General features: G+C 62.0%; 20 protein-coding genes. 14 read left to right on the top strand and 6 right to left on the bottom strand.

Annotated features, from left to right (window positions below):
* Positions 1–121 precede the first annotated feature (121 nt).
* From secA to LU682_RS24645, 4 genes are all read left to right on the top strand, one after another.
* Complete coding sequence (secA, locus tag LU682_RS24660) at positions 122–2,857, top strand: preprotein translocase subunit SecA (RefSeq protein ID WP_010952460.1); 2,736 nt, start codon at positions 122–124, stop codon at positions 2,855–2,857.
* A 182-nt stretch (positions 2,858–3,039) separates the two neighbouring features.
* Entirely contained in the window at positions 3,040–4,257 is a 1,218-nt protein-coding gene (gene argJ, locus LU682_RS24655; RefSeq protein ID WP_010952461.1) for a bifunctional glutamate N-acetyltransferase/amino-acid acetyltransferase ArgJ, read from the top strand.
* Between the two features lie 155 nt (positions 4,258–4,412).
* A complete protein-coding gene (locus LU682_RS24650; protein ID WP_010952462.1) occupies positions 4,413–5,045 on the top strand; it encodes a glutathione S-transferase family protein in 633 nt (210 codons plus the stop codon).
* On the top strand, positions 5,042–5,986 hold the full coding sequence (locus LU682_RS24645) for a Nudix family hydrolase (protein ID WP_010952463.1): 945 nt from the start codon (positions 5,042–5,044) through the stop codon (positions 5,984–5,986). The genes LU682_RS24650 and LU682_RS24645 overlap by 4 nt, the downstream gene beginning before the upstream one ends.
* Positions 5,987–6,018: 32 nt before the next feature.
* Here the strand turns inward: LU682_RS24645 and LU682_RS24640 are convergent, their stop codons facing one another.
* From LU682_RS24640 to LU682_RS24630, 3 genes are read right to left on the bottom strand one after another with little or no spacing between them, the layout of a single operon-like run.
* A complete protein-coding gene (locus LU682_RS24640) occupies positions 6,019–6,585 on the bottom strand; it encodes a cob(I)yrinic acid a,c-diamide adenosyltransferase (RefSeq protein ID WP_010952464.1) in 567 nt (188 codons plus the stop codon).
* Between the two features lies 1 nt (position 6,586).
* Positions 6,587–8,617, bottom strand: coding sequence for a sensor histidine kinase (locus LU682_RS24635; protein WP_020193627.1), 2,031 nt, complete (start codon positions 8,615–8,617; stop codon positions 6,587–6,589).
* A gap of 37 nt (positions 8,618–8,654) precedes the next feature.
* Positions 8,655–9,572: a putative 2-dehydropantoate 2-reductase gene (locus LU682_RS24630; RefSeq protein WP_010952466.1), complete on the bottom strand. Its 918-nt coding sequence runs from the start codon at positions 9,570–9,572 to the stop codon at positions 8,655–8,657.
* A gap of 100 nt (positions 9,573–9,672) precedes the next feature.
* Between LU682_RS24630 and LU682_RS24625 the strand changes: the two genes are divergently transcribed.
* The 3 genes from LU682_RS24625 to LU682_RS24615 all read left to right on the top strand — a co-directional run bounded on the left by LU682_RS24625 (position 9,673) and on the right by LU682_RS24615 (position 12,489).
* A complete protein-coding gene (locus LU682_RS24625) occupies positions 9,673–10,158 on the top strand; it encodes a YajQ family cyclic di-GMP-binding protein (RefSeq protein ID WP_003251890.1) in 486 nt (161 codons plus the stop codon).
* A 116-nt stretch (positions 10,159–10,274) separates the two neighbouring features.
* Positions 10,275–11,117 (top strand): mechanosensitive ion channel family protein, encoded by an 843-nt coding sequence (locus LU682_RS24620; protein WP_003251892.1) that lies wholly within the window; start codon positions 10,275–10,277, stop codon positions 11,115–11,117.
* A gap of 127 nt (positions 11,118–11,244) precedes the next feature.
* Positions 11,245–12,489, top strand: a complete 1,245-nt coding sequence (locus tag LU682_RS24615) for an MFS transporter (RefSeq protein ID WP_010952468.1) — start codon at positions 11,245–11,247, stop codon at positions 12,487–12,489.
* 113 nt (positions 12,490–12,602) lie between these two features.
* Here LU682_RS24615 and LU682_RS24610 read toward each other — a convergent pair whose 3' ends face one another.
* Positions 12,603–14,150, bottom strand: coding sequence for an AmpG family muropeptide MFS transporter (locus LU682_RS24610; RefSeq protein WP_010952469.1), 1,548 nt, complete (start codon positions 14,148–14,150; stop codon positions 12,603–12,605).
* 43 nt (positions 14,151–14,193) lie between these two features.
* Positions 14,194–14,547, bottom strand: coding sequence for an MGMT family protein (locus LU682_RS24605; protein ID WP_010952470.1), 354 nt, complete (start codon positions 14,545–14,547; stop codon positions 14,194–14,196).
* A 164-nt stretch (positions 14,548–14,711) separates the two neighbouring features.
* Between LU682_RS24605 and LU682_RS24600 the strand changes: the two genes are divergently transcribed.
* The 5 genes from LU682_RS24600 to groL all read left to right on the top strand — a co-directional run bounded on the left by LU682_RS24600 (position 14,712) and on the right by groL (position 19,289).
* Entirely contained in the window at positions 14,712–15,722 is a 1,011-nt protein-coding gene (locus tag LU682_RS24600) for a DUF481 domain-containing protein (RefSeq protein WP_049587343.1), read from the top strand.
* 82 nt (positions 15,723–15,804) lie between these two features.
* Positions 15,805–16,536 carry a HugZ family pyridoxamine 5'-phosphate oxidase gene (locus LU682_RS24595; protein ID WP_049587345.1) on the top strand — a complete coding sequence of 244 codons (732 nt, stop codon included), beginning with the start codon at positions 15,805–15,807 and terminating at the stop codon, positions 16,534–16,536.
* Positions 16,537–16,601: 65 nt separating this feature from the next.
* The gene (locus LU682_RS24590) at positions 16,602–17,063 is read left to right on the top strand and encodes an FxsA family protein (RefSeq protein WP_010952473.1); all 462 of its coding nucleotides are present in this window, start codon (positions 16,602–16,604) and stop codon (positions 17,061–17,063) included.
* A gap of 244 nt (positions 17,064–17,307) precedes the next feature.
* On the top strand, positions 17,308–17,601 hold the full coding sequence (locus LU682_RS24585) for a co-chaperone GroES (protein ID WP_003251905.1): 294 nt from the start codon (positions 17,308–17,310) through the stop codon (positions 17,599–17,601).
* 47 nt (positions 17,602–17,648) lie between these two features.
* Positions 17,649–19,289, top strand: a complete 1,641-nt coding sequence (gene groL, locus LU682_RS24580) for a chaperonin GroEL (RefSeq protein WP_010952474.1) — start codon at positions 17,649–17,651, stop codon at positions 19,287–19,289.
* Between the two features lie 125 nt (positions 19,290–19,414).
* On the opposite strand, the gene pyk is transcribed toward groL, so the two are convergent.
* The gene (gene pyk, locus LU682_RS24575; RefSeq protein ID WP_060488866.1) at positions 19,415–20,869 is read right to left on the bottom strand and encodes a pyruvate kinase; all 1,455 of its coding nucleotides are present in this window, start codon (positions 20,867–20,869) and stop codon (positions 19,415–19,417) included.
* 180 nt (positions 20,870–21,049) lie between these two features.
* Between pyk and LU682_RS24570 the strand changes: the two genes are divergently transcribed.
* Entirely contained in the window at positions 21,050–21,436 is a 387-nt protein-coding gene (locus LU682_RS24570; protein WP_060488864.1) for a tol-pal system YbgF family protein, read from the top strand.
* 123 nt (positions 21,437–21,559) lie between these two features.
* Complete coding sequence (locus LU682_RS24565) at positions 21,560–21,919, top strand: PilZ domain-containing protein (protein WP_012053641.1); 360 nt, start codon at positions 21,560–21,562, stop codon at positions 21,917–21,919.
* The last annotated feature ends 19 nt before the right edge of the window (positions 21,920–21,938 follow it).

The following is a 21,938-nucleotide window of genomic DNA, read 5'->3' as shown; positions in this document are numbered from 1 at the left end:
AAATCCACCACTTTCCTCACCATCGTTTCCGGGTAGAATGCTCGTTCGCATGCGGCCTATGGGCTGCACGGGCGACTCATGGGGCCGCCCTCCATCCCTAAGTGTGGAAGATCCTGCCGATATGTTTGCGCCTTTGTTAAAAAAACTTTTTGGAAGCAAGAACGAGCGTGAAGTCAAACGCATGCTCAAGACGGTGAGTATCGTCAATGCCTTCGAAGAGAAGATGGTGGCCCTCTCCGACGAGCAACTGCGGGGCAAGACTGCAGAGTTCAAGGAACGCCTGGCCAAAGGCGAGACACTGGACCAGTTGCTGCCCGAAGCCTTCGCCGTGGCCCGCGAGGCCGGCAAGCGCGTAATGGGCATGCGCCATTTCGATGTGCAGCTGATTGGCGGCATGACCCTGCACGAGGGTATGATCGCAGAAATGCGCACCGGTGAAGGCAAGACCTTGGTCGGTACCTTGGCCGTCTACCTCAACGCATTGTCCGGCAAGGGCGTGCATGTGGTCACCGTCAACGACTACCTGGCGCGCCGTGACGCCAACTGGATGCGCCCGCTGTACGAGTTCCTCGGTCTGTCGGTCGGTATCGTCTCGGCCTTCCAGCCGCCGGAAGAAAAGCGCGCCGCCTATGCAGCCGACATCACCTACGGCACCAACAACGAATTCGGGTTCGACTACCTGCGCGACAACATGGCGTTCAGCCAGGACGAGAAGTTCCAGCGTGAACTTAACTTCGCCGTGATCGACGAAGTCGACTCCATCCTCATCGACGAAGCGCGTACCCCGCTGATCATTTCCGGTCAGGCCGAGGACAGCTCCAAGCTGTACATCGAGATCAACCGCCTGATCCCGCGCCTCACCCAGCACATCGAAGAGGTCGAAGGCCAGGTCACCCAGGAAGGCCACTTCACCATCGACGAGAAGAGTCGCCAGGTGGAGCTGAACGAAGCCGGTCACCAGTTCATCGAAGAGATGCTGGCCCAGGCGGGCCTGCTGGCTGAAGGCGAGAGCCTGTACTCCGCGCACAACCTGGGCTTGCTGACACACGTCTACGCCGGTCTTCGTGCACACAAGCTGTTCCACCGCAACGTCGAGTACATCGTCCAGGACGGCCAGGTTCTGCTGATCGACGAACACACCGGCCGTACCATGCCGGGCCGTCGCCTGTCCGAGGGCCTGCACCAGGCCATCGAAGCCAAAGAGAACCTGAACATCCAGGCCGAGAGCCAGACCCTGGCTTCGACCACCTTCCAGAACTACTTCCGCCTGTACACCAAGCTGTCCGGCATGACCGGTACCGCCGACACCGAAGCATTCGAGTTCCAGTCGATCTACGGCCTGAACGTGATGGTCATTCCGCCGAACAAGCCACTGGCGCGTAAGGACTACAACGACCTGGTGTACCTGACCGCTGACGAGAAATACGCCGCGATCATCGCCGACATCAAGGAAAGCATGAAGCTGGGCCGGCCGGTGCTGGTAGGTACCGCGACCATTGAAACTTCCGAGCACATGTCCAACCTCCTGAAAAAGGAAGGGATCGACCACAAGGTGCTCAACGCCAAGTATCACGAGAAGGAAGCCGAGATCATCGCGCAAGCAGGCGCGCCAGGTGCACTGACCATCGCCACCAACATGGCTGGCCGTGGTACCGACATCCTGCTTGGCGGTAACTGGGAAGCCGAAGTGGCAGCCCTGGAAAACCCGACAGCCGAGCAGATCGCCCAGATCAAGGCCGATTGGCAGAAGCGTCACCAGCAAGTGATCGAGACGGGTGGCCTGCATGTAATCGCTTCCGAGCGCCACGAATCGCGCCGTATCGACAACCAGCTGCGCGGCCGCTCCGGTCGTCAGGGCGACCCGGGTTCCAGCCGCTTCTACCTGTCGCTGGAAGACAGCCTGATGCGCATCTTCGCCTCTGACCGGGTGAAGAACTTCATGAAGGCACTGGGCATGCAGTCGGGCGAGGCCATCGAGCACCGCATGGTCACCAACGCTATCGAGAAAGCCCAGCGCAAGGTCGAAGGCCGCAACTTCGACATTCGTAAGCAATTGCTCGAATATGACGACGTCGCCAACGAGCAGCGCAAGGTGATCTACCACATGCGCAACAGCCTGCTGGCCGCCGAGAACATTGGCGACACCATCGTCGAATTCCGCAAGGAAGTACTGGACGCTACCATCAGCCAGCACATTCCGCCGCAGTCGCTGCCAGAGCAGTGGGACGTAGCCGGCCTGGAGGCTTCGCTGGCCAGCGATTTCGCCATCAAGTTGCCAATCCGGCAATGGCTCGACGAGGACGATCACCTCTACGAAGAGACCCTGCGCGAGAAGCTGCTGAGCGAGATCACCACGGCCTACACCGAGAAGGAAGACCAGGCCGGTCTCGAGGCCTTGCGAACCTTCGAGAAGCAGATTCTGTTGCGCGTACTGGACGACCTGTGGAAAGACCACCTGTCGACCATGGACCACCTGCGTCACGGTATTCACCTGCGTGGTTATGCGCAGAAGAACCCGAAGCAGGAGTACAAGCGCGAGTCGTTCAGCCTGTTCCAGGAGCTGTTGGAGTCGATCAAGCGCGACACCATCCGTGTGCTGTCGCACGTACAGGTTCGCCGCGAAGACCCGGCCGAAGAAGAAGCTCGCCTGCGCCGCGAGGCCGAAGAGCTGGCGAGTCGCATGCAGTTCCAGCACGCCGCTGCACCGGGCCTGGGAAGCGAGCAACTGAGCGAGGAGGGTGCCGAAGTAGCGGTAGCCTCGGCGCCAGTACGCAATGACCAGAAGCTGGGCCGCAACGAGCCGTGCTGGTGTGGTTCGGGCAAGAAGTTCAAGCATTGCCACGGTCAGATCGAGTGATCTGAACCTTACGTTGTACAAGCCTGGGGTCGCTTTGCGGCCCTTTCGCAACACAAGGCCGCTCCCACAGGTACCGCGCTCGTCCATGAACGGGCGCGATCCTTGTGGGGGCGGCCTTGTGTCGCGATGGGGTGCGAAGCGGCCCCTTTTTCGACATCATCGTTTTTTCTAGGAGCGCTCTAATGGCTGTTGGTCTTGGTCCTTTGCCCACCCTGCACCCGGTTCCGGGTTTTGAACTCGGTATCGCTTCTGCCGGTATCAAGCGCCCGGGGCGCAAGGATGTGGTGGTCATGCGCTGTGCCGAAGGCTCCAGCGTGGCTGGCGTGTTCACCCTCAACGCCTTCTGCGCGGCGCCGGTGATCCTGTCCAAACAGCGTGTACAGGGCACCGTGCGCTACCTGCTGACCAACACGGGTAACGCCAACGCCGGCACCGGCGCGCCAGGCCTGGCCGCCGCCGAGCGCACCTGCGCCAAGCTGGCCGAACTGGCTGGCGTACCGGCCGAGTCGGTACTGCCGTTCTCCACCGGCGTGATTGGCGAGCCGCTGCCGGTCGAAAAGATCGAAGGCGCGCTGCAGGCCGCCCTCGACAACCTGTCGGAAAACAACTGGGCTGAGGCCGCTACCGGCATCATGACCACCGACACCCTGCCCAAAGGGGCCAGCCGCCAGTTCCAGCACGATGGCGTGACCGTCACCGTTACCGGTATCAGCAAGGGTGCAGGCATGATCCGCCCGAACATGGCGACCATGCTGGGCTACATCGCCACCGACGCCAAGGTGGCGCCAAAGGTACTCAAGGACCTGATGCTGGACGGCGCCAACAAGTCGTTCAACCGCATCACGATCGATGGTGACACTTCGACCAACGATTGCTGCATGCTGATCGCTACCGGCAAGGCCGACCTGCCGGAAGTGACCGAAGCCAGCGGCGCGCTTTTCGAAGCGCTGAAAAAGGCCGTGTTCGAAGTGTGCATGGAAGTGGCCCAGGCCATCGTCCGTGACGGCGAAGGTGCGACCAAGTTCGTGACCGTGCAGGTCAACGGTGGTGGCAACCACCAGGAGTGCCTGGACGTCGGCTACGCCGTGGCCCACTCGCCGCTGATCAAGACCGCGCTGTTCGCTTCCGACCCGAACTGGGGCCGCATCCTCGCCGCCGTAGGCCGTGCCGGTGTACCGGAGCTGGATGTGAGCCTGATCGATGTTTACCTGGACAGCGTTTGCATCGCGAGCAAAGGCGGCCGCAGCCCGAGCTATACCGAAGCGCAGGGTTCGGCAGTGATGGCCCAGGAAGAGATCACCATCCGAATCGAACTGGGCCGTGGCCAGTGCAGCGAAACCATCTGGACGACTGACCTGTCCCACGAGTACGTGAAGATCAACGCCGAGTACCGTACCTGATCTACTGATCCGAAGGCCTCTTCGCGGGCACGCCCGCTCCCACAGGTGTTGCAATGCCTGCAGGAGCGGTGCGGTCCCTGTAGGAGCGGGCTTGCCCGCGAAAGGCCGCGCAGCGGCCTGCGGGTTTTGCAAGACAAACCTGATGGAGCCGAACCATGAGCTATCACCTGATCATCGGCGACAAGCTGTACTCCTCCTGGTCGCTGCGTGGCGCCCTGGCCCTCGAGCTGGCTGGCGTGCCCTACGAAGAAACTCTGATCAAGCTGAACCAGCCTGATACCCGCCAGCGCATCCTCGCTTTCTCCTCCACCGGCAAGGTGCCGCTGCTCAAGACCGAGCACGGTGTGATCGCCGATTCCCTGGCCATCGCCGAATACCTCAACGAACAGCACCCCGACGCCCAGCTGTGGCCTGCCGACGCAGCCGCCCGCGCCCAGGCCCGTTCGGCTTGCGCGCAGATGCACAGCGGTTTCTTCGCCCTGCGCGGTGCCATGCCGTTCGACCTGTCGCGTGACCAGGCGCTGGACACTGTGCCGCTGGACGTGCAGGTCGATATCGACCGTATCGTCGCGCTGTGGTCCGAATGCCGCGTGGTGGCCAAGGACAGCGGCCCGTTCCTGTTCGGCAAGCCAAGCCTGGCCGATGCCTTCTTTGCCCCGGTGGCGGTGCGCCTGCGCACCTACCGCGTAGAAGTCCCCGCTGAGGCGGCAGCCTACATCGAGACCATTTATCAGTGGCCAGCCTTCCAGGCATGGCAACAGGCAGGCCTGGAGGAGCGTAAAGCGTGAAACGGATTCATGTAGTAGCGGCCGTCATTCGCGGTGCTGATGGCCGTATTCTGATCGCACGCCGTGCCGATACCCAGCACCAGGGCGGCTTGTGGGAGTTCCCCGGTGGCAAGGTGGAAGAAGGCGAAAGCGTCGAAGCAGCGCTTGCCCGCGAGCTGCGCGAGGAGCTGGGCATCGAGGTAAGCCGGTCGCGTGCGCTGATCAAGGTCAGCCATGACTACCCGGACAAGCAGGTGCTGCTGGACGTGCGCGAGGTCGAAGCGTTCACTGGCGAACCCCATGGTGCCGAAGGCCAGCCGCTGGAATGGGTTGCCCCGCGCGATTTGCCGCAGTACGAATTCCCCGAGGCCAACAAACCGATCGTCGCCGCTGCGCGCCTGCCGGACCAGTACCTGATCACCCCGGATGGGTTGGAGGTGCCGCAGCTGCTCAAGGGCATCCAGAAGGCGGTGGCCAATGGCATTCGCCTGATCCAGTTGCGTGCCCCGGACATGTACGACCCCAAGTACCGCGACGTGGCGGTGGATGCGGTCGGGCTGTGTGCGGGCAAGGCGCAGCTGATGCTGAAAGGGCCACTGGAATGGCTGGGTGATTTCCCGGCGGCCGGTTGGCACCTGACGGCCGCGCAGCTGCGCAAGTACGCCGCCAGGGGCCGACCGTTCCCCAAGGAGCGCTGGTTGGCGGCATCCTGCCACAGTGCCGAAGAGCTGGCGCTGGCTGAGCAGATGGGCGTGGACTTTGTCACCCTGTCGCCAGTGCAGGCGACCCAGACTCACCCAGAGGCGGTGCCGTTGGGATGGGATGAGGCGCAGCGGTTGACTGCCGGGTTCAACAAGCCGGTTTACCTGCTGGGTGGGGTAGGGCCGAGTGAGCGCGAGCAGGCCTGGGAAGCCGGGGCACAGGGTGTAGCCGGGATCCGGGCGTTCTGGCCCGAGGTTTGAGTCAAGGGGCTGCAAAGCAGCCCCCTTTAGTATCAGCCTTCAGGTTTGGGGGCGGGCTGCCACAACACTTCTGCAATGCCTTGCCGCCGCCCGATGATCCGTGCTGCCACAAAGAGCAGGTCGGAAAGCCGGTTGATATACGCCAGACCAACGCCTTCCAGTGGCTCCATGGCATTCAACTGCTGACACCGGCGCTCTGCACTGCGCGCCAGACTGCGGCACACATGCGCCTGCGCCACCAGCGCCGAACCACTGGGCAGAATGAAGTTCTTCAGCGGCCCCAGCTCTTCGTTCCACACATCGATGGCCGCCTCCAGGCGTTCCACTTCTGCCAGGTTCAACGCCTGGTAACTGGGCATCGCCAGCTCACCACCCAGGTCGAACAAGCGGTGCTGACACGGCGCCAGCACTGTGGTCACTTCATTCAGCCCATGCTCGGCGAGCCCCGCCAGCAGCAACCCCAACTGGCTGTTCAGGCTGTCCACCTCGCCAATCGCTTCGATCCGCGGGTGGTCCTTGGGCACTCGACGGCCGTCGCCCAGGCCGGTTTCGCCTTTGTCGCCGGTGCGGGTATAGATCTTCGAAAGGCGGTAGCCCATGTCATTGCTCCGTTCTGGCCGGCACCGCCGCTGCCGGCTGGGTGAGGGGCAGGCGTAGGGTAAAGCAGGTGCCTTGGCCTGGCGTGGATTGCACTTCCATCTGCCCCTTGTGGTTGTTGGTGATGATGAAGTAGGAGACCGACAGGCCCAGCCCGGTACCCTGGCCGATTTCCTTGGTGGTGAAGAACGGCTCGAAGGTGCGCTTGCGCACTGCCTCGGGCATGCCGACGCCGTTGTCTTCGACCTGGATTTCCGCCCATGGCGGGTTTAGCCGGGTGCGCAGTGTGATGCGTCCGGGCTCGCTGGGTTGCGGGCGTTGGTGGATGGCCTGGGCTGCGTTCTTCAGCAAGTTGAGCAGTACTTGTTCCAGCTCGTTGGCGGTACATGGCACCGGCCCCAGGTCGGGGTCGAACTGGCGCACGATGGCTTGCCCCTTGAAGTCGAAGCCGATGGCCAGATCGAAGTCATTGCCGGCAATTTCAAGCGCCTGATCGATCAGTGCCGGCAGCTCGCATGGCACCAGCTGGCGGTTGCTGCGGCGGCTGAAGCTGAGCATGTGGGTGACGATCTTCGCCGCCCGGGCGCCGGCCTGCTGAATGCCGTCGAGCAGTTGCGGCACCTCGCGGCTGTCCAGGTAGCGGTTGATCGTGGCCAGGTCGATGCCCAGCTCTTCGGCCTGTTCCTGGTTGCGCGGCAGGTCGGACGACAGGCGTCGGCGAATGTTCTGCACGTTGTGCAGGATAGCGCCCAGCGGGTTGTTGATTTCGTGCGCCATGCCGGCAGCCAGACCACCGACCGAGAGCATTTTCTCCGATTGCACCATCATTTCTTCCAATGACAGACGCTGGGTGATGTCGTCGATACGAATGACCACGCCGCGCCCGCCGCCGCCGGTCAGTGGGTAGAAGGTCAGGGCGTAGTGGCGCAGGTCGTCGCCCTTGGGCCAGGTTACCCGCTCGATCTTCGCCACTCGATGTTTTTCCACGGTTTCCTTCAGTTGCGGGAGGAACGGCTTCAACGGCTCGAACGCAATGAACACCGGCTGGTTAAGTGCCTCGTCCAGTGGCGTGCCGGAAAGCACCGTGGCTTCGTGGTTCCATTGGGTCACGTAAAGCTGTTCGTCGAGGGCGATCAGTGCCGAGGGCATCGAGTCGATGATGCTGTTGAGATAGTTCTGGAAACCGGTGAGCTTTTTCTCGATCTTGCTGCGTACCTGTACTTCCAGTTCCAGCTTGCGGTTGGTGTGGCGGGTTTCTTCGGCAAGGCCCTGAGCCTGGTCGTAGGCACTCTGGAACTCGTCGCGGGCGCTCTTGAGCTGCTGCTCGCGGGCCTCGATGCGCGACAGCATGGTGTTGAAGGCCTCGGCCAGGCTGCCGATTTCATCGTCGTTGCCGCGCTGGGCGCGCAAGGCGTAGCTCTCTTCGCGGGTAACCTGGCGGCTGAGCTCCTCAAGCTGGTTGATCGGCTGGGTGATCAGGCGTTTGATCTGCCGGGCGATGACGATCCATAGCAGGACACTGAACACCAGGATGCCCAGGCTGGCACTGAGTGTGCCGGTGTAGAAGGCCGTGGGCAGTTCGCTGCTGGCTACCAACAGCAAATGTGCCGGTGGGTTGGCATCGCGGGGGATGCGGATCAACTGAGTGCTGCGAAACTCCATCAGGCGCCAGCCGTCGATGTTGCGAAAACGCTTGGGCAGGGCCAGCGGCTCGCCATGCTGCAACTGCGCCAGCATTCGGCCATCGCCACCGTAGACCGCGGCGGCGCGTAGCGGTGTGTAACTTTCCAGTTCCTTGAGCAGGGCACGGGCCGTTTCCGGGGTGTCGCCGGCGCGGGCTGCAAGCTGAGGATTGGCCACCAGCCGGCCGATGGTCTGCATGGCCTGGGGCGCCATGCTTTCCTGGGTGATCCAGTAGGCGGCGCTGATGAAGGTGAGGTTGGCCATCAGCAAGATGGTCACCAGCAATACCAGCAGGGCCGCCAGCAGCTTCTGCCCGACCGGGAGGTTTTCCAGGCGTTGGCGCAAGGTCATGGGCAAGGCAATGTCCGTATCCGGTTGAAGGGCCGCGTCAGTCGCAGGGCAAACCACGCGCGCGCAGGTTTTCGACCAAGCGCTGCAGCAGGTGTTCCAGCTGCGGCAGTTGCAGGCCATGACGGCCCGCAGCGCGGCAAGCATGGCCGAGCAGGTAGTGCAACTCGGTGCGCCGTCCTGCATGCACGTCCTGGTACATGGAAGAGTAGTTGGCTGCGGTGGCGAGGATTACCCGCTGCACTTCTTCCTCCAGCCCCTCGGCTGCTTGCGGCTGGCCGCAACGGCGCAGCAGGCGGGCCAGCTCGACGCACAGGGCCTGCACTTCACCCAGGTGCCCCAGCAGCCCGCCATTCTGGCAATCATGAAGCACGGTCAGCGGGTTGATGGCGCAATTGAGCGCCAGCTTGCGCCACAGGCGGGTCAGTATGTCTACTGTCCATTCTGCGGGGATACCGGCCTCGTGCAGGTCATCGAACCAGGCGGGGATCATGGGGTTACGTGGGTCGCCCAGCCAGTTGAAGCCATGGCCGGCAAAACGCACCTGCCAGTCCCCCTCGCGGAAGGCGCCTTCGGTGCTGGAGGCGAAGATGCAGCGAGCGTGAGGCACCAGGTCGGCGACTTCATCCTGGCTGCCCAGGCCATTCTGCAACAGCAGCACTTCGGCGCTCTCGGCCAGCCGTGGCGCTACACCGGCAATCGCCGGGGCAGCGTCATAGGCCTTGCAGGCCACCAGCAGCCGGTGGATCGGGCCTTGCGCTTGTGCCGTTTCGGCCGGTATGGCGTAGCGCCGGGTTTGGTCCTGCTCGACCAGGGTCAGGCCACCGGCCTGCTGATAGGCCTGCAGCCGTTGCCCGTCACGCAGGATCAGGCGCACAGCCTTGCCTGCGCGTGCCAGCCGGCAGGCCCACAGACTGCCAAGGCTACCGGCGCCGAGAATATGCCAGGTGCTGCTCATATGCGTTTCGCAACCCGTTATAATGAGCCCGCATTTTAACCTTCAAACCCAGCGCGCTCCATCTTCAGCCTGAGCGCGCTTTTATTTTGGGAGAACAACCATGCCTTCGTTCGACGTGGTATCGGAACTGGACAAGCACGAAGTGCAGAACGCGGTCGACAACGCCATCAAGGAACTGGACCGCCGCTACGACCTCAAGGGCAAAGGCACCTTCGAGTTCAAGGACAAAGAGCAGACCGTGATGCTCACCGCCGAGGAAGAGTTCCAGCTCGAGGCGATGCTGGAGATCCTGCGCCTGGCATTGGTCAAGCGCAAGATCGACGTGAAGTGCCTGGAAACCAAGGACCCCTACGCCTCCGGCAAGGAAAAGAAACAGGAAGCCAAGTTCCGCGAAGGCATCGACAAGGACCTGGCCAAAAAGATCGTTGCCACCATCAAGGATGGCAAGCTGAAAGTACAGGCCGCCATCCAGGGTGAGCAGGTACGGGTAACCGGCAAGAAACGTGACGATCTGCAGGAAGCCATTGCCCTGCTGCGCACCAAGGAATTCGACATGCCGCTGCAGTTCAACAACTTCCGCGACTGATGCGGGGGTGGCCCGGAACCCCGATGGCCAAATGATGTCCATGGGGGCCGGGGTTGCGTAATAACACGCGCGGCCTGTTCAACCGTGTACTTGCCGCTCGGCATCAGGAGATGAATATGGATTTGAACGCTGAAGTCGATCAGCTCGTCCGCCAATCCCAGACGTGGATTCCCTTGATCATGGAATACGGCAGCCGTGTGCTGCTGGCACTGCTGACCCTGGCGGTCGGCTGGTGGATCATCAACAAGGTCAGCGCCCGCCTCGGTAAGCTGGTGGGCCTGCGCAACGCCGACCTGGCGCTGCAGGGCTTCATCAGCACCCTGGCGAACATCGTGCTGAAGGTGCTGCTGTTGGTCAGCGTGGCCTCGATGATCGGCATCGAGACCACCTCGTTCGTCGCCGCCATCGGTGCCGCAGGCCTGGCCATCGGCCTTGCCTTGCAGGGCAGCCTGGCGAACTTCGCCGGTGGTGTGCTGATTCTGATGTTCCGCCCGTTCCGTATCGGTGACTGGATCGAGGCGCAGGGCGTTGCCGGCACCGTCGACAGTATCCAGATCTTCCACACCGTGCTGCGCACCGGTGACAACAAGACGGTCATCATGCCCAATGGCAGCCTGTCCAACGGCATCATTACCAACACCAACCGCCAGCCGACGCGCAAGGTGGTGTTCGATGTGGGCGTTGACTACGAGGCCGACCTGCAGAAGGCCCGCAATGTGTTGCTGGAACTGGCAAAGGACCCGCGTGTTCTGCAAGACCCGGCACCGCAGGCGGTCGTGTCGACGCTGGGCGACAGCTCGATCACCGTATCGCTGCGCTTGTGGACCAAGACCTCCGATTACTGGGACGTGATGTTCATGCTCAACGAGTATGCGCGTGACCGGTTGAAGGCCGAAGGGATCGACATTCCGTTTCCGCAGCGGGTTATTCGCGTGGTGCAGGAGACTGCAACGCAGTAATGCCGCGTTCAAGCCGGGGCGCAAAGCGGCCCCAGCTTTTTCCGACCCTGATTACACTTGCTCACAGCAATTTCCAGCCATTTCTGGCATATAGCGTGACCCCGCCCGCCACACCCGATACGCCATCATGAAACCACTGCTGTATATCACCCCTCTGCGTGCCTTGCTGTTCGGCCTGACCCTGGCCTTGTTCGAACTGCTGACCTACCTGGCCAGCGACGCGGTCATGCCGGCCATGCCGGTCGTGGTCAGCGACCTCGACGCCAGCCCCGAATACATACCCCATGCCCTCAACCTGTACCTGCTGGGGGGCGTGGTACTGCAATGGCTGATCGGCCCGTTGGCCGACCGTTATGGACGGCGCCCGCTGCTGCTGGTCGGTTGTGCATTCTTTGGCCTGGCCTGCCTGGCTACCTTCTGGGTCCAGGACATCGGCCTGTTCAACCTGTTGCGTCTGTTGCAGGGCATTGGCCTGGGCTTTGTGGTCACCGTCAGCTACCCAGCCCTGAACGAGGCTTTCAGCGAGGCTGATGCTGTACGCATGATGGCCCTGCTGGCCAACATCGCCTTGCTGTCGCCCCTGCTCGGGCCGCTGGTGGGCACCTTGCTGCTGCAATGGCTGGACTGGCGCTGGCTGTTCGTGGCATTCGCCATCGGCGCGGTGCTGACCTGGCTGCTGCTGTACCGGTTGATGCCGGAAACCCTGGGCGTGGAGCGCCGTGACGGCTCGCGGCTGGCGTTCACGCCGATTCACCTGCTGCCACTGTTGGCGGGCTATGGCCAGTTGCTGGGCAACCGCCGCTTCGTTGCAGGCAGCGCCGCCCTTGGGTTGGTCGGATTGCCGCTGATTGGCTGGATTGGCCTGTCGCCGGTGCTGCTGATTCACGATGAGGGGTTGAGTACCCTGGAGTATGCCTTGTGGCAGTTGCCGGTTTTTTGCGGGCTGATCCTCGGTAACCTGATCATCAACCGTATTGCCGATCGCTACCCGCTGCCAGCCCTGGTGCGTGGCGCGCTCTGGCCATACCTGGCTGGCCTGTGCCTGATGGTGCTGGCGACCTGGTACTGGCCGAGCGTGACCAGTGTGGTGGCCGGCATGTCGCTGTACGCGCTGGGGTTGGGCGTGGCCAATGCAGTGCTGTACCGCATGACGCTGTTCTCCAGCGAACAGAGCAAGGGGCTGGTTTCGGCCATGCTGGGGATGATCACGATTGCCTTGCTGGGGTTTGGCGGAGCGCTGCTGGCGATGATTGGCGCCGGTGCCAGCTTGCTGCATTTTGCCCTGGCGGCGGGGGTGGCGGGGGCGTTGGCGCTGTGGCCGCTGTGGTTTGTGGTGGGTGGGCGGCCTGGGGAAGGGGCTGTAGCTCGATAATCGGTATTGCCGGGGCCGGCCTCTTCGCGGGTAAACCCGCTCCTACACAGGGCCGCGCCGCTTTGTAGGAGCGGGTTTACCCGCGAAGAGGCCAGCACAGGCAATACAAAGCTTCAGGGCCGCTCAGCCACCGAGTGGTCGTCCGCCACCGGCGTCCCCCGCCCGGCTTCCTGATGCCACTGCAGGGCGATCAGGATCAGCGTAGGCACCCCCAGCAGCGCCGTGATCAGGAAGAAGTCGTGGTAGCCGAACTTCTCCACAATAACGCCCGAATACCCGCCAATCAGCCGCGGCAACAGCAGCATGATCGAACTGAGCAGCGCGTACTGGGTCGCCGAGAACTTCAGGTTGGTCAGGCTTGACAGGTAGGCGACAAAGGCCGAGGTAGCCATGCCGGAGCTGAAGTTGTCCAGTGAGATGGTCACCACCAGCATTTCCAGGTTCGGCCCCATGTCAGCCAGCATCAGGAACAGGATGTTGGTGCCGGCAGAGGCTACGCCGCCGATGAACAGGATGGGCATGATGCCGAAGCGTACGATCAGCAGGCCGCCAACCCCGGCGCCGACCAGGGTCATGACCAGGCCGAAGATCTTGCTGACGCTGGCAATCTGGTCCTTGGTGAAGCCCATGTCGATATAGAACACGTTGGCCATCACCCCCATCACCGTGTCCGACATGCGATAGGTGGCGATCAGGCCCAGCAGCAGCAGAGCCTGCCAGCGGTAGCGGGTGATGAAGTCGTTGATCGGGGTCAGCACGGGGGCCAGGCCGCGACGGCCGAGGCTCGACAGGCAGGCCCAGGACAGCAGCACGTAGAGGATCAGGCGCAGGAAGGCGCGGTCTTCCAGCAGCAGGTCGAGCGGCGTGGCATCACCGGAGATCACGCTGGACCAACCGGTATTGAACATCTGGGTGAAGCTGGCCGGTACCGAGACCAGCAGGATGATCAGCACGAACACCGAGGCCATCTGGTGCACCAGCCCGTAGCGCGCTGCCGATAGCTGGGTGCGCATGGGCACTGATGGTTCGCGCATGACCAACGTGGTGAACAGGGCGGGCAGCATCATCACCCCGAACATCACGTACGTGCCGGCCCAGGCCTTGTGCAGGTAGCTGAAGCCGGTAGAGCCGAACCACTCGGCGAAGAACAGGGCACCGGCCGTGGCGAGCAAGGCAGCCACCCGGTAGCCGGCCATGTAACTGGCTGCGAGCGCGGCCTGGCGCTGGTCATCAGCGATTTCCAGGCGGTAGGCGTCGACAGCGATGTCCTGGGTAGCCGAGGCGAAGGCCACCAGTACGGCCATGGCGATCAGCCAGGAGAGATGCTGTTGCGGGTCGCACAGGCTCATGCCGACCAGCCCGATCACCACCAGTGCTTGCGACAACAGCAGCCACGAACGCCGGCGCCCGAGGCCGCCAAGCAGCGGCAAGCGCCATTGGTCGAGCAGCGGTGACCAGACCCACTTGAAGGCGTAGGCCAAGCCAATCAGGCTGGCATAACCGATGGTTTCACGGGCAACGCCGGCTTCGCGCAACCATACCGACAGGGTCGAGAACACCAGCATGTAGGGTAGGCCGGCGGCGAAACCGAGTAGCAAAAGTACCAATGTTGACGGGCTGGCATAGGCAGCAAGCGCAGCGCGCCAGGTTTTACGGGGCATGGGCCAACATCTGCCTCAAGTTTTCGAAAACAAAGCGCGCACTCTAACCGCTGTGCTCCATTGGGCGCCAGCCATGGCGCGTCATATCCACACGATTGTTGCTTACATTCACACCTTCTGCGCGTAACCGCGCCCGTTGTTCATCGCCCGACGGGGTGCCCAGCGCCAGGCTCAGCCGGCCACCTGCACCAAGCACCCGGTGCCAAGGCAGGCGTGTGTCTGCAGGCAACTGCCCCAGGGTGCGCCCAACCCAGCGCGCCGCACGGCCAAGCCCGGCCAGTTCGGCCAGTTGGCCATAGCTCACGACCTTGCCGGGTGGCACTTGGCCCAGTACTGAATACAGCGCCGTTCGTCGGCCCTCGGCCGAATCGAGGGCGTGCTCATATCCATCAGACATCTCGCCCGCCTTGGGCTGCAGATGAAACCGGACCGGTGGTCTGGTAAATGAGAGTTGAACTCAACGGCATACTCCCGGTCTGTCCTTGCTCTGGTCGTGGGTATCTGGATAATGCCCGGCTTTTTCGTCAAATCGAACCCATAGTCCGCAAACAAAGCCCGTTTATGAATTCTAGATCCTTGTTGTGCCTTCTTGCTGTTTCCCTGTGTGCCTCTCCGGTGTGGGCCGACACTGTGTGGATGAAGAACGGTGATCGGCTAAGTGGCAAGATCAAGGTATTCGACGGCGGCAAGCTGCTGCTGGAAACCCCTTATGGCGGGTCCATCGCCCTGGACTGGAAACAGGTCCAGACGCTGGAAAGCGACCAGGAGATGCTGGTCAAGCAGGACGCCTACAGCGGAGAGAAAGCCAAGTCGCTCAAGGCGGCAGAGGCAGGCAAGGTGACCTTGGCCAATGGCGATTCACCGAAGACGGTGGCGCTGGCCAGCATCGAGCAGATCATGAAGCCCAAGCCGCTGGTCGAGGATTTCGTGTGGAAAGGTAATGTCGACGTGGCGCTGGACTACAAGCGCGCCGAGAACGACACCGACGATTATGACGTGGGCTTCAAGACCACTGCCCGCCATGGCCGCTGGCGGCACAACGCCGAGGGTGAGTACAACCGCGAGACCAAGGACGACGTCACCACCACCAACAACTGGAGCGCCGAGTACGCGCTGGACCGCTTCATTACCGATAAGTGGTTCTGGCAGGGGCGTGCGGAGTACAAGCGCGATCACATCGAAGACCTGGCCCGCCAGCGCACCGTGGGTACCGGCCCGGGTTACCAGTTCTGGGACGATGAGCTGGGTGCGTTCTCGCTGGGCTCACTGATCAACCGCACTGATTTCGAGTACCGGGACGGCGGCAAGGATAATTTCTATTCTGCGGCCGTGAAGTGGGATTACACCCGCTACCTGATCGGCAAGAACGTGCAGCTGTTCACCAACGGCGAGTTCGCCAAGCCGCTGGGTGGCGTGGCCGACTACTCGCTGGATGCCGAGGTTGGCCTGCGCTACAAGGTCACCGAGTGGGCCTCGCTGAACCTCAAGGCGGAGAAGGATATCATCACGGGCACGCGTGAGAGTGACCTGGACAAGACACGCTATACCGCGGGCTTTGGCGTTACCTGGTAAGGCGTCTGGATGCAGGTCAGTGGCACAGGCAGCTGATAATGCTTATCTTGTCCCCAACCCGTCCGCCAGGAGCCGCCCTCAAGTGAGTACCAACGCCATTCGCCCCGCCCGGGAACTGCTGCTCAAGGAATACCGCGGCGTGCTTTCGACACATTCCAGGTCGATGCCTGGCTACCCCTTCGGTTCGGTCGTGCCGTACTGCCTGGACGCCCAGGGCAACCCGCTGATCCTGATCAGCCGCATTGCCCAGCACACCCACAACCTGCAGAAGGACCCCAAGTGTTCGCTGCTGGTGGGGGAGCGCGAGGCTGAGGATGTGCAGGCGGTAGGGCGCCTGACGGTAATGGCCGAAGCGCACAAGCTGGTCGAAGAGGCCGTCATCGAGGCCGCCGCCGAACGCTATTACCGCTATTTCCCGGACGCGGCCAACTATCACAAGGCCCACGACTTCGATTTCTGGGTGCTGCAACCGGTGCGCCACCGCTACATCGGCGGCTTTGGTGCGATCCACTGGCTTGACCATGTCACCTTGGCCAACCCGTTCGCGGGCAAGGCCGAGGGGAGCATGATCGAACACATGAACAGCGATCACGCCAGTGCCATTGCCCACTACGTCGAATTGACCGGGTTGCCACAGCACGTACCAGCGCAGATGGTTGGGGTAGACAGCGAAGGCATGCACCTGCGCATCGGCCAGGCAGTGCACTGGCTGCCTTTCCCCACTACTTGCAACACGCCGACACAAGTCCGCGAGGCCTTGGTTTTGCTGGCTCGCGCCGACCATTGGCCGCTTGTGATGCAAGCCGAGGGTTGAAATCCAGAGCGCAGGCATCCATTTGAGGTCTTATTGGAAGGTTATCTTCCGTCGAGGAACCCTTGATGCGTGCTTTTCTACTGCTGTTTCTGATTTTTCCTGTGCTGGAGCTGTTCGTCTTCGTGAAGGTCAGCGCGGCTATCGGTTTCTTCCCGGCGTTGCTGCTGATCATCGCCAGCTCCGCCCTGGGCGTATTGGTCATGCGGGTGGCCGGCCTGGCGACTGCATTGCGCGCCCGTGAAAGCCTGCAGCGCGGTGAATTGCCCGCCGAGGACATGTTCCAGGGCATGATGCTGGCCGTGGGCGGTGGCCTGTTGTTGCTGCCCGGCTTCATCAGCGACGTGCTGGGTGTGCTGTGCCTGCTGCCATTCACCCGCCGCCTGGCGGCGCGCAAGATGCGCGAGCGTGCCGAGGCCCAGGCCATGCGCCAGCGTGCATTCCAGGATGACCCCTTCCAGGCGCAGCCGCGTGATGGCGGCCACCGCCCGAACGTGATCGAAGGCGAGTACGAGCGCCGCGACAAGTAAGAAGGACCGGGGCCGCGCAAGCGGCCCCGGTTTTTTTTTGGCCTGATGAAAAATTTTCTATCTCGAGCCTTGTAATCGGATGTGGCGGCCTCATGTATGTGGTCACCGCAAGGTTTCTGGTGGCAACACCAGACATTACACAGGTGGTTCGCTCACAGCGGGCCACCCCCGGCAACGCCGGACAGCATCAAAACCGCCGGTGTCGAACCGGCCGATGAAAACCACAATTTGGGAGAGATCGACAATGAAACTTCGTCCTCTGCATGACCGCGTAGTCATCCGTCGCAGCGAAGAAGAATCGAAAACCGCTGGCGGTATCGTCCTGCCGGGTTCGGCCGCTGAAAAACCAAACCGCGGCGAAGTTGTAGCCGTCGGCACCGGTCGCGTCCTGGACAACGGCGAAGTTCGCGCGCTGGCCGTGAAAGTGGGTGACAAAGTGGTTTTCGGCCCGTACTCGGGCAGCAACACCGTGAAAGTCGATGGCGAAGACCTGCTGGTCATGGCCGAGAACGAAATCCTCGCCGTTGTCGAAGGCTGATTTCCCCGACTTCCCGTTACTCCAAAGTTTTCAAGGATTAAACGATCATGGCTGCTAAAGACGTAAAATTTGGTGATTCCGCTCGTAAGAAAATGCTGGTTGGTGTCAACGTTCTGGCTGACGCGGTAAAAGCGACCCTGGGCCCGAAAGGCCGTAACGTGGTACTGGCCAAGAGCTTCGGCGCGCCGACCATCACCAAGGACGGCGTTTCCGTCGCCAAAGAAATCGAGCTGAAAGACGCTTTCGAAAACATGGGCGCCCAGCTGGTCAAGGAAGTTGCTTCCAAGGCCAACGACGCTGCCGGTGACGGCACCACCACCGCTACCGTTCTGGCTCAGGCCATCGTCAACGAAGGCCTGAAAGCCGTCGCTGCCGGCATGAACCCGATGGACCTGAAGCGCGGTATCGACAAGGCCACTGCTGCCGTCGTTGCCGAACTGAAGAACCTGTCCAAGCCATGCGCCGACTCCAAGGCCATCGCCCAGGTAGGTACCATCTCTGCCAACTCCGACAACTCCATCGGTGAAATCATCGCCGAAGCCATGGAAAAAGTCGGTAAAGAAGGCGTGATCACCGTTGAAGAAGGCTCGGGCCTGGAAAACGAACTGTCCGTCGTAGAAGGCATGCAGTTCGACCGCGGCTACCTGTCGCCGTACTTCGTCAACAAGCCGGACACCATGGTTGCCGAGCTGGAAGGCCCGCTGCTGCTGCTGGTCGACAAGAAAATCTCCAACATCCGTGAGCTGCTGCCAGTTCTGGAAGCCGTTGCCAAGGCCGGCCGCCCACTGCTGATCGTTGCCGAAGACGTTGAAGGTGAAGCGCTGGCTACCCTGGTAGTCAACAACATGCGCGGCATCGTCAAGGTTGCTGCAGTCAAGGCTCCGGGCTTCGGCGATCGCCGCAAGGCCATGCTGCAGGACATCGCTGTCCTGACTGGCGGCCAGGTCATCTCCGAAGAAATCGGCCTGTCCCTGGAAACCGCTACCCTGGAGCACCTGGGTAACGCCAAGCGCGTCATCCTGTCCAAGGAAAACACCACCATCATCGACGGTGCTGGCGCTGACACCGAGATCGAAGCACGCGTCAAGCAGATCCGTGCCCAGATCGAAGAAACTTCCTCGGACTACGACCGTGAGAAGCTGCAAGAGCGTCTGGCCAAGCTGGCTGGCGGTGTTGCCGTGATCAAGGTCGGTGCCGGCACCGAAGTTGAAATGAAAGAGAAGAAAGCCCGCGTTGAAGACGCCCTGCACGCTACCCGTGCAGCCGTTGAAGAAGGCGTGGTGCCTGGCGGTGGTGTTGCCCTGGTTCGCGCCCTGGCAGCCATCATCGACCTGAAAGGCGACAACGAAGACCAGAACGTCGGTATCGCGCTGCTGCGTCGCGCTGTTGAATCCCCGCTGCGCCAGATCACTGCCAACGCCGGTGATGAGCCAAGCGTGGTTGCTGACAAGGTCAAGCAAGGTTCGGGCAACTTCGGCTACAACGCCGCTACCGGTGAATACGGCGACATGATCGAGATGGGTATCCTGGACCCAGCCAAGGTCACTCGCTCGGCGCTGCAAGCTGCTGCTTCGATCGGCGGTCTGATGATCACCACCGAAGCCATGGTTGCCGACCTGCCGGAAGACAAGCCAGCTGCTGGCATGCCTGATATGGGTGGCATGGGTGGCATGGGCGGCATGATGTAAGCCAGCCTTACCCCCCTGCACCATCAAAAAGCCCCGGTTCGCGAGAACCGGGGCTTTTTTATTGCTGTCGGGGCCTCTTCGCAGCACAAGGCTGCGCTTGAGCCTTGTGCTGTGAAACGAGTGGATCAACCGACCAGCGGATCACCGACGTGCAGGATCTTCATGCCATTGGTGCCACCGATGGTGTGGTAGCTGTCACCCTTGGTCAGGATCACCCAGTCACCTTGCTCCACCAGGCCACGTTTGAGCAGTTCGTCGACCGCCGCCTGGCTCACCTTATCGGCCGGCAGCGCGGCCGGGTCGAAGGCAATCGGGTACACGCCACGGAACATCGAGGCGCGCGCCTGGGTGGCGCGGTGCGGCGACAGGGCGAAGATCGGTACATGCGAACGCAGGCGCGACATGATCAGCGGGGTGTAGCCGCTTTCGGTCAGGGCGATGATCGCCTTTACGCCCGGGAAGTGGTTGGCAGTGTACATGGCCGCCAAGGCGATGCTTTCGTCGCAGCGCTGGAAGGTGGTGTGCAGGCGATGGCTGGACTTCTGGCTGGTCGGGTGCTTTTCGGCACCCAGGCAGATGCGTGCCATGGCCTGGACAGCTTCGATCGGGTAGGAACCGGCGGCGCTTTCGGCCGACAGCATCACCGCATCGGTGTTGTCCAGCACGGCGTTGGCCACGTCGGACACTTCCGCGCGGGTCGGCATCGGGTTCTGGATCATCGACTCCATCATCTGGGTCGCCACGATCACGGCCTTGTTGTTGCGGCGGGCGTGCTGGATGATCTTCTTCTGGATAGCGATCAGCTCGGCGTCGCCGATTTCCACGCCCAGGTCACCACGGGCAACCATCACAGCGTCGGAGGCGGCGATCAGCTTGTCGAGGGTCTCGTCATCGGCCACCGCTTCGGCGCGTTCGATCTTGGCTACCAGCCAGGCGCTGCCGCCGGCTTCGTCACGCAGCTTGCGCGCGTATTCCATATCGCTGGCGTCACGCGGGAAGGATACGGCCAGGTAGTCCAGGTCCATTTCCGCAGCCAGTTTGATGTCGGCCTTGTCTTTTTCGGTCAGGGCCGGTGCGGTCAGGCCGCCACCTTTACGGTTGATGCCTTTGTGGTCCGACAGTGGGCCACCGATGATCACCACGCAGTGCAGGGCATCTGCAGTGGCGGTTTCGACGCGCATGACCACGCGGCCATCGTCGAGCAGCAGTTCGTCACCAACGCCGCAGTCCTTGACCAGGTCGGGGTAGTCGATACCGACGATGTCCTGGTTGCCTTCGGTCAGCGGGTGGGCGGTGGAGAAGGTGAACTTGTCACCGATCTTCAGTTCGATGCGCTTGTTGGCGAACTTGGCGATGCGGATCTTCGGACCCTGCAGGTCGCCCAGCAGTGCAACATGGCGGCCATTCTTGGCGGCGATGTCACGGATCAGGCGCGCGCGGGCCTTGTGCTCGTCCGGCGTGCCGTGGGAGAAGTTCAGACGTGCCACGTCCAGGCCGGCGAGGATCAGTTGTTCGATCACTTCCGACGAGTTGCTGGCGGGGCCAAGGGTGGCGACGATTTTGGTGCGGCGGATGCTCATGCACAGACTCCTATAGTGAAGCGCAGCGAAAGGCTACTCCTGAATCTCGCTGTAGTCATTGTTCCGTTGCACTACCTGCAACCAAGGCAGGGTGGCATTTGAACGGGGCAGGGTATCCTTGCAAAAGGGTGTGAAGATTTGCAGGCAAACGCCGATACACTGGCATCAAAGGAGATCCCCATGCGAGCCCTGATCGTTTTAGCCTTGGCCGCCAGCGCCGTCGGCTGTACCCGCTGGTCCATGGACCACCATCTGAACAATGCCTACCGCGCCTACGACCGCGGCGATTGCGCACGGGTCATGCTCGAACTGTCGCAGGTTGATCGCACCAGCCGTGCCCGGCCGTTCATCCACCCCGAAGTGTCACTGCTGCGCGGCCAGTGCCTGGAGCGCCAGGCGTTGTACGTGGACGCGGCGCAAACCTATCAGTACCTTATCCAGCAGTACCCGGGCAACGAATATGCCTATCGCGCCCGGGCGCGCCTGCAGACCCTGGACAAACTCGGTCATTTGCGCGGTGCAGAAACGGCCGTGGCCAACCCGGTGACGACCGTACCTTGGCGCTAACACAAAGGTGTGGTTTATTTCACGAGATTTGCTGCGCGTGCTGCGCTAATCTGTAACTCAGCTGTTACAACAACCGCCAGTACCTTGTATTCCTGGCATCAGGTACGGAATACACTCGCGATCATGTTCAACAAGCGCCACATCGAACGTCATCAACTACCTTGTGTCCTCAAGGTGTTCAACCGCTTTACCGGTCAGGAGATCGGCCAGCTAGGCAATGCCTCTGAAAATGGGTTGATGGTCATCAGCCAGCTGCCCGTGTTGGTCGGGCCTGATTACGAGCTGCAACTGCGTATGCCCCTGCCTGGCGGCGGGCACCAGTTCGTCAACCTCACGGCCAGTTGCCTGTGGTGCCGCGAGGACCAGACGCCTGGGCACTACGATTCGGGCTTTATGCTGCTGCAGTCTCCGCGCGAGTACGATGATTTCGTACGTTCGTTGCGCGACTATTTCAGTTTCCGCCCCGCCAACGCTCCCGTCTGAACGTTCATTTTTCAGAATC

The organism is Pseudomonas alloputida (assembly GCF_021283545.2).
GTDB lineage: Bacteria > Pseudomonadota > Gammaproteobacteria > Pseudomonadales > Pseudomonadaceae > Aquipseudomonas > Aquipseudomonas alloputida.
This window is presented reverse-complemented; position numbering and strand designations above follow the sequence as displayed.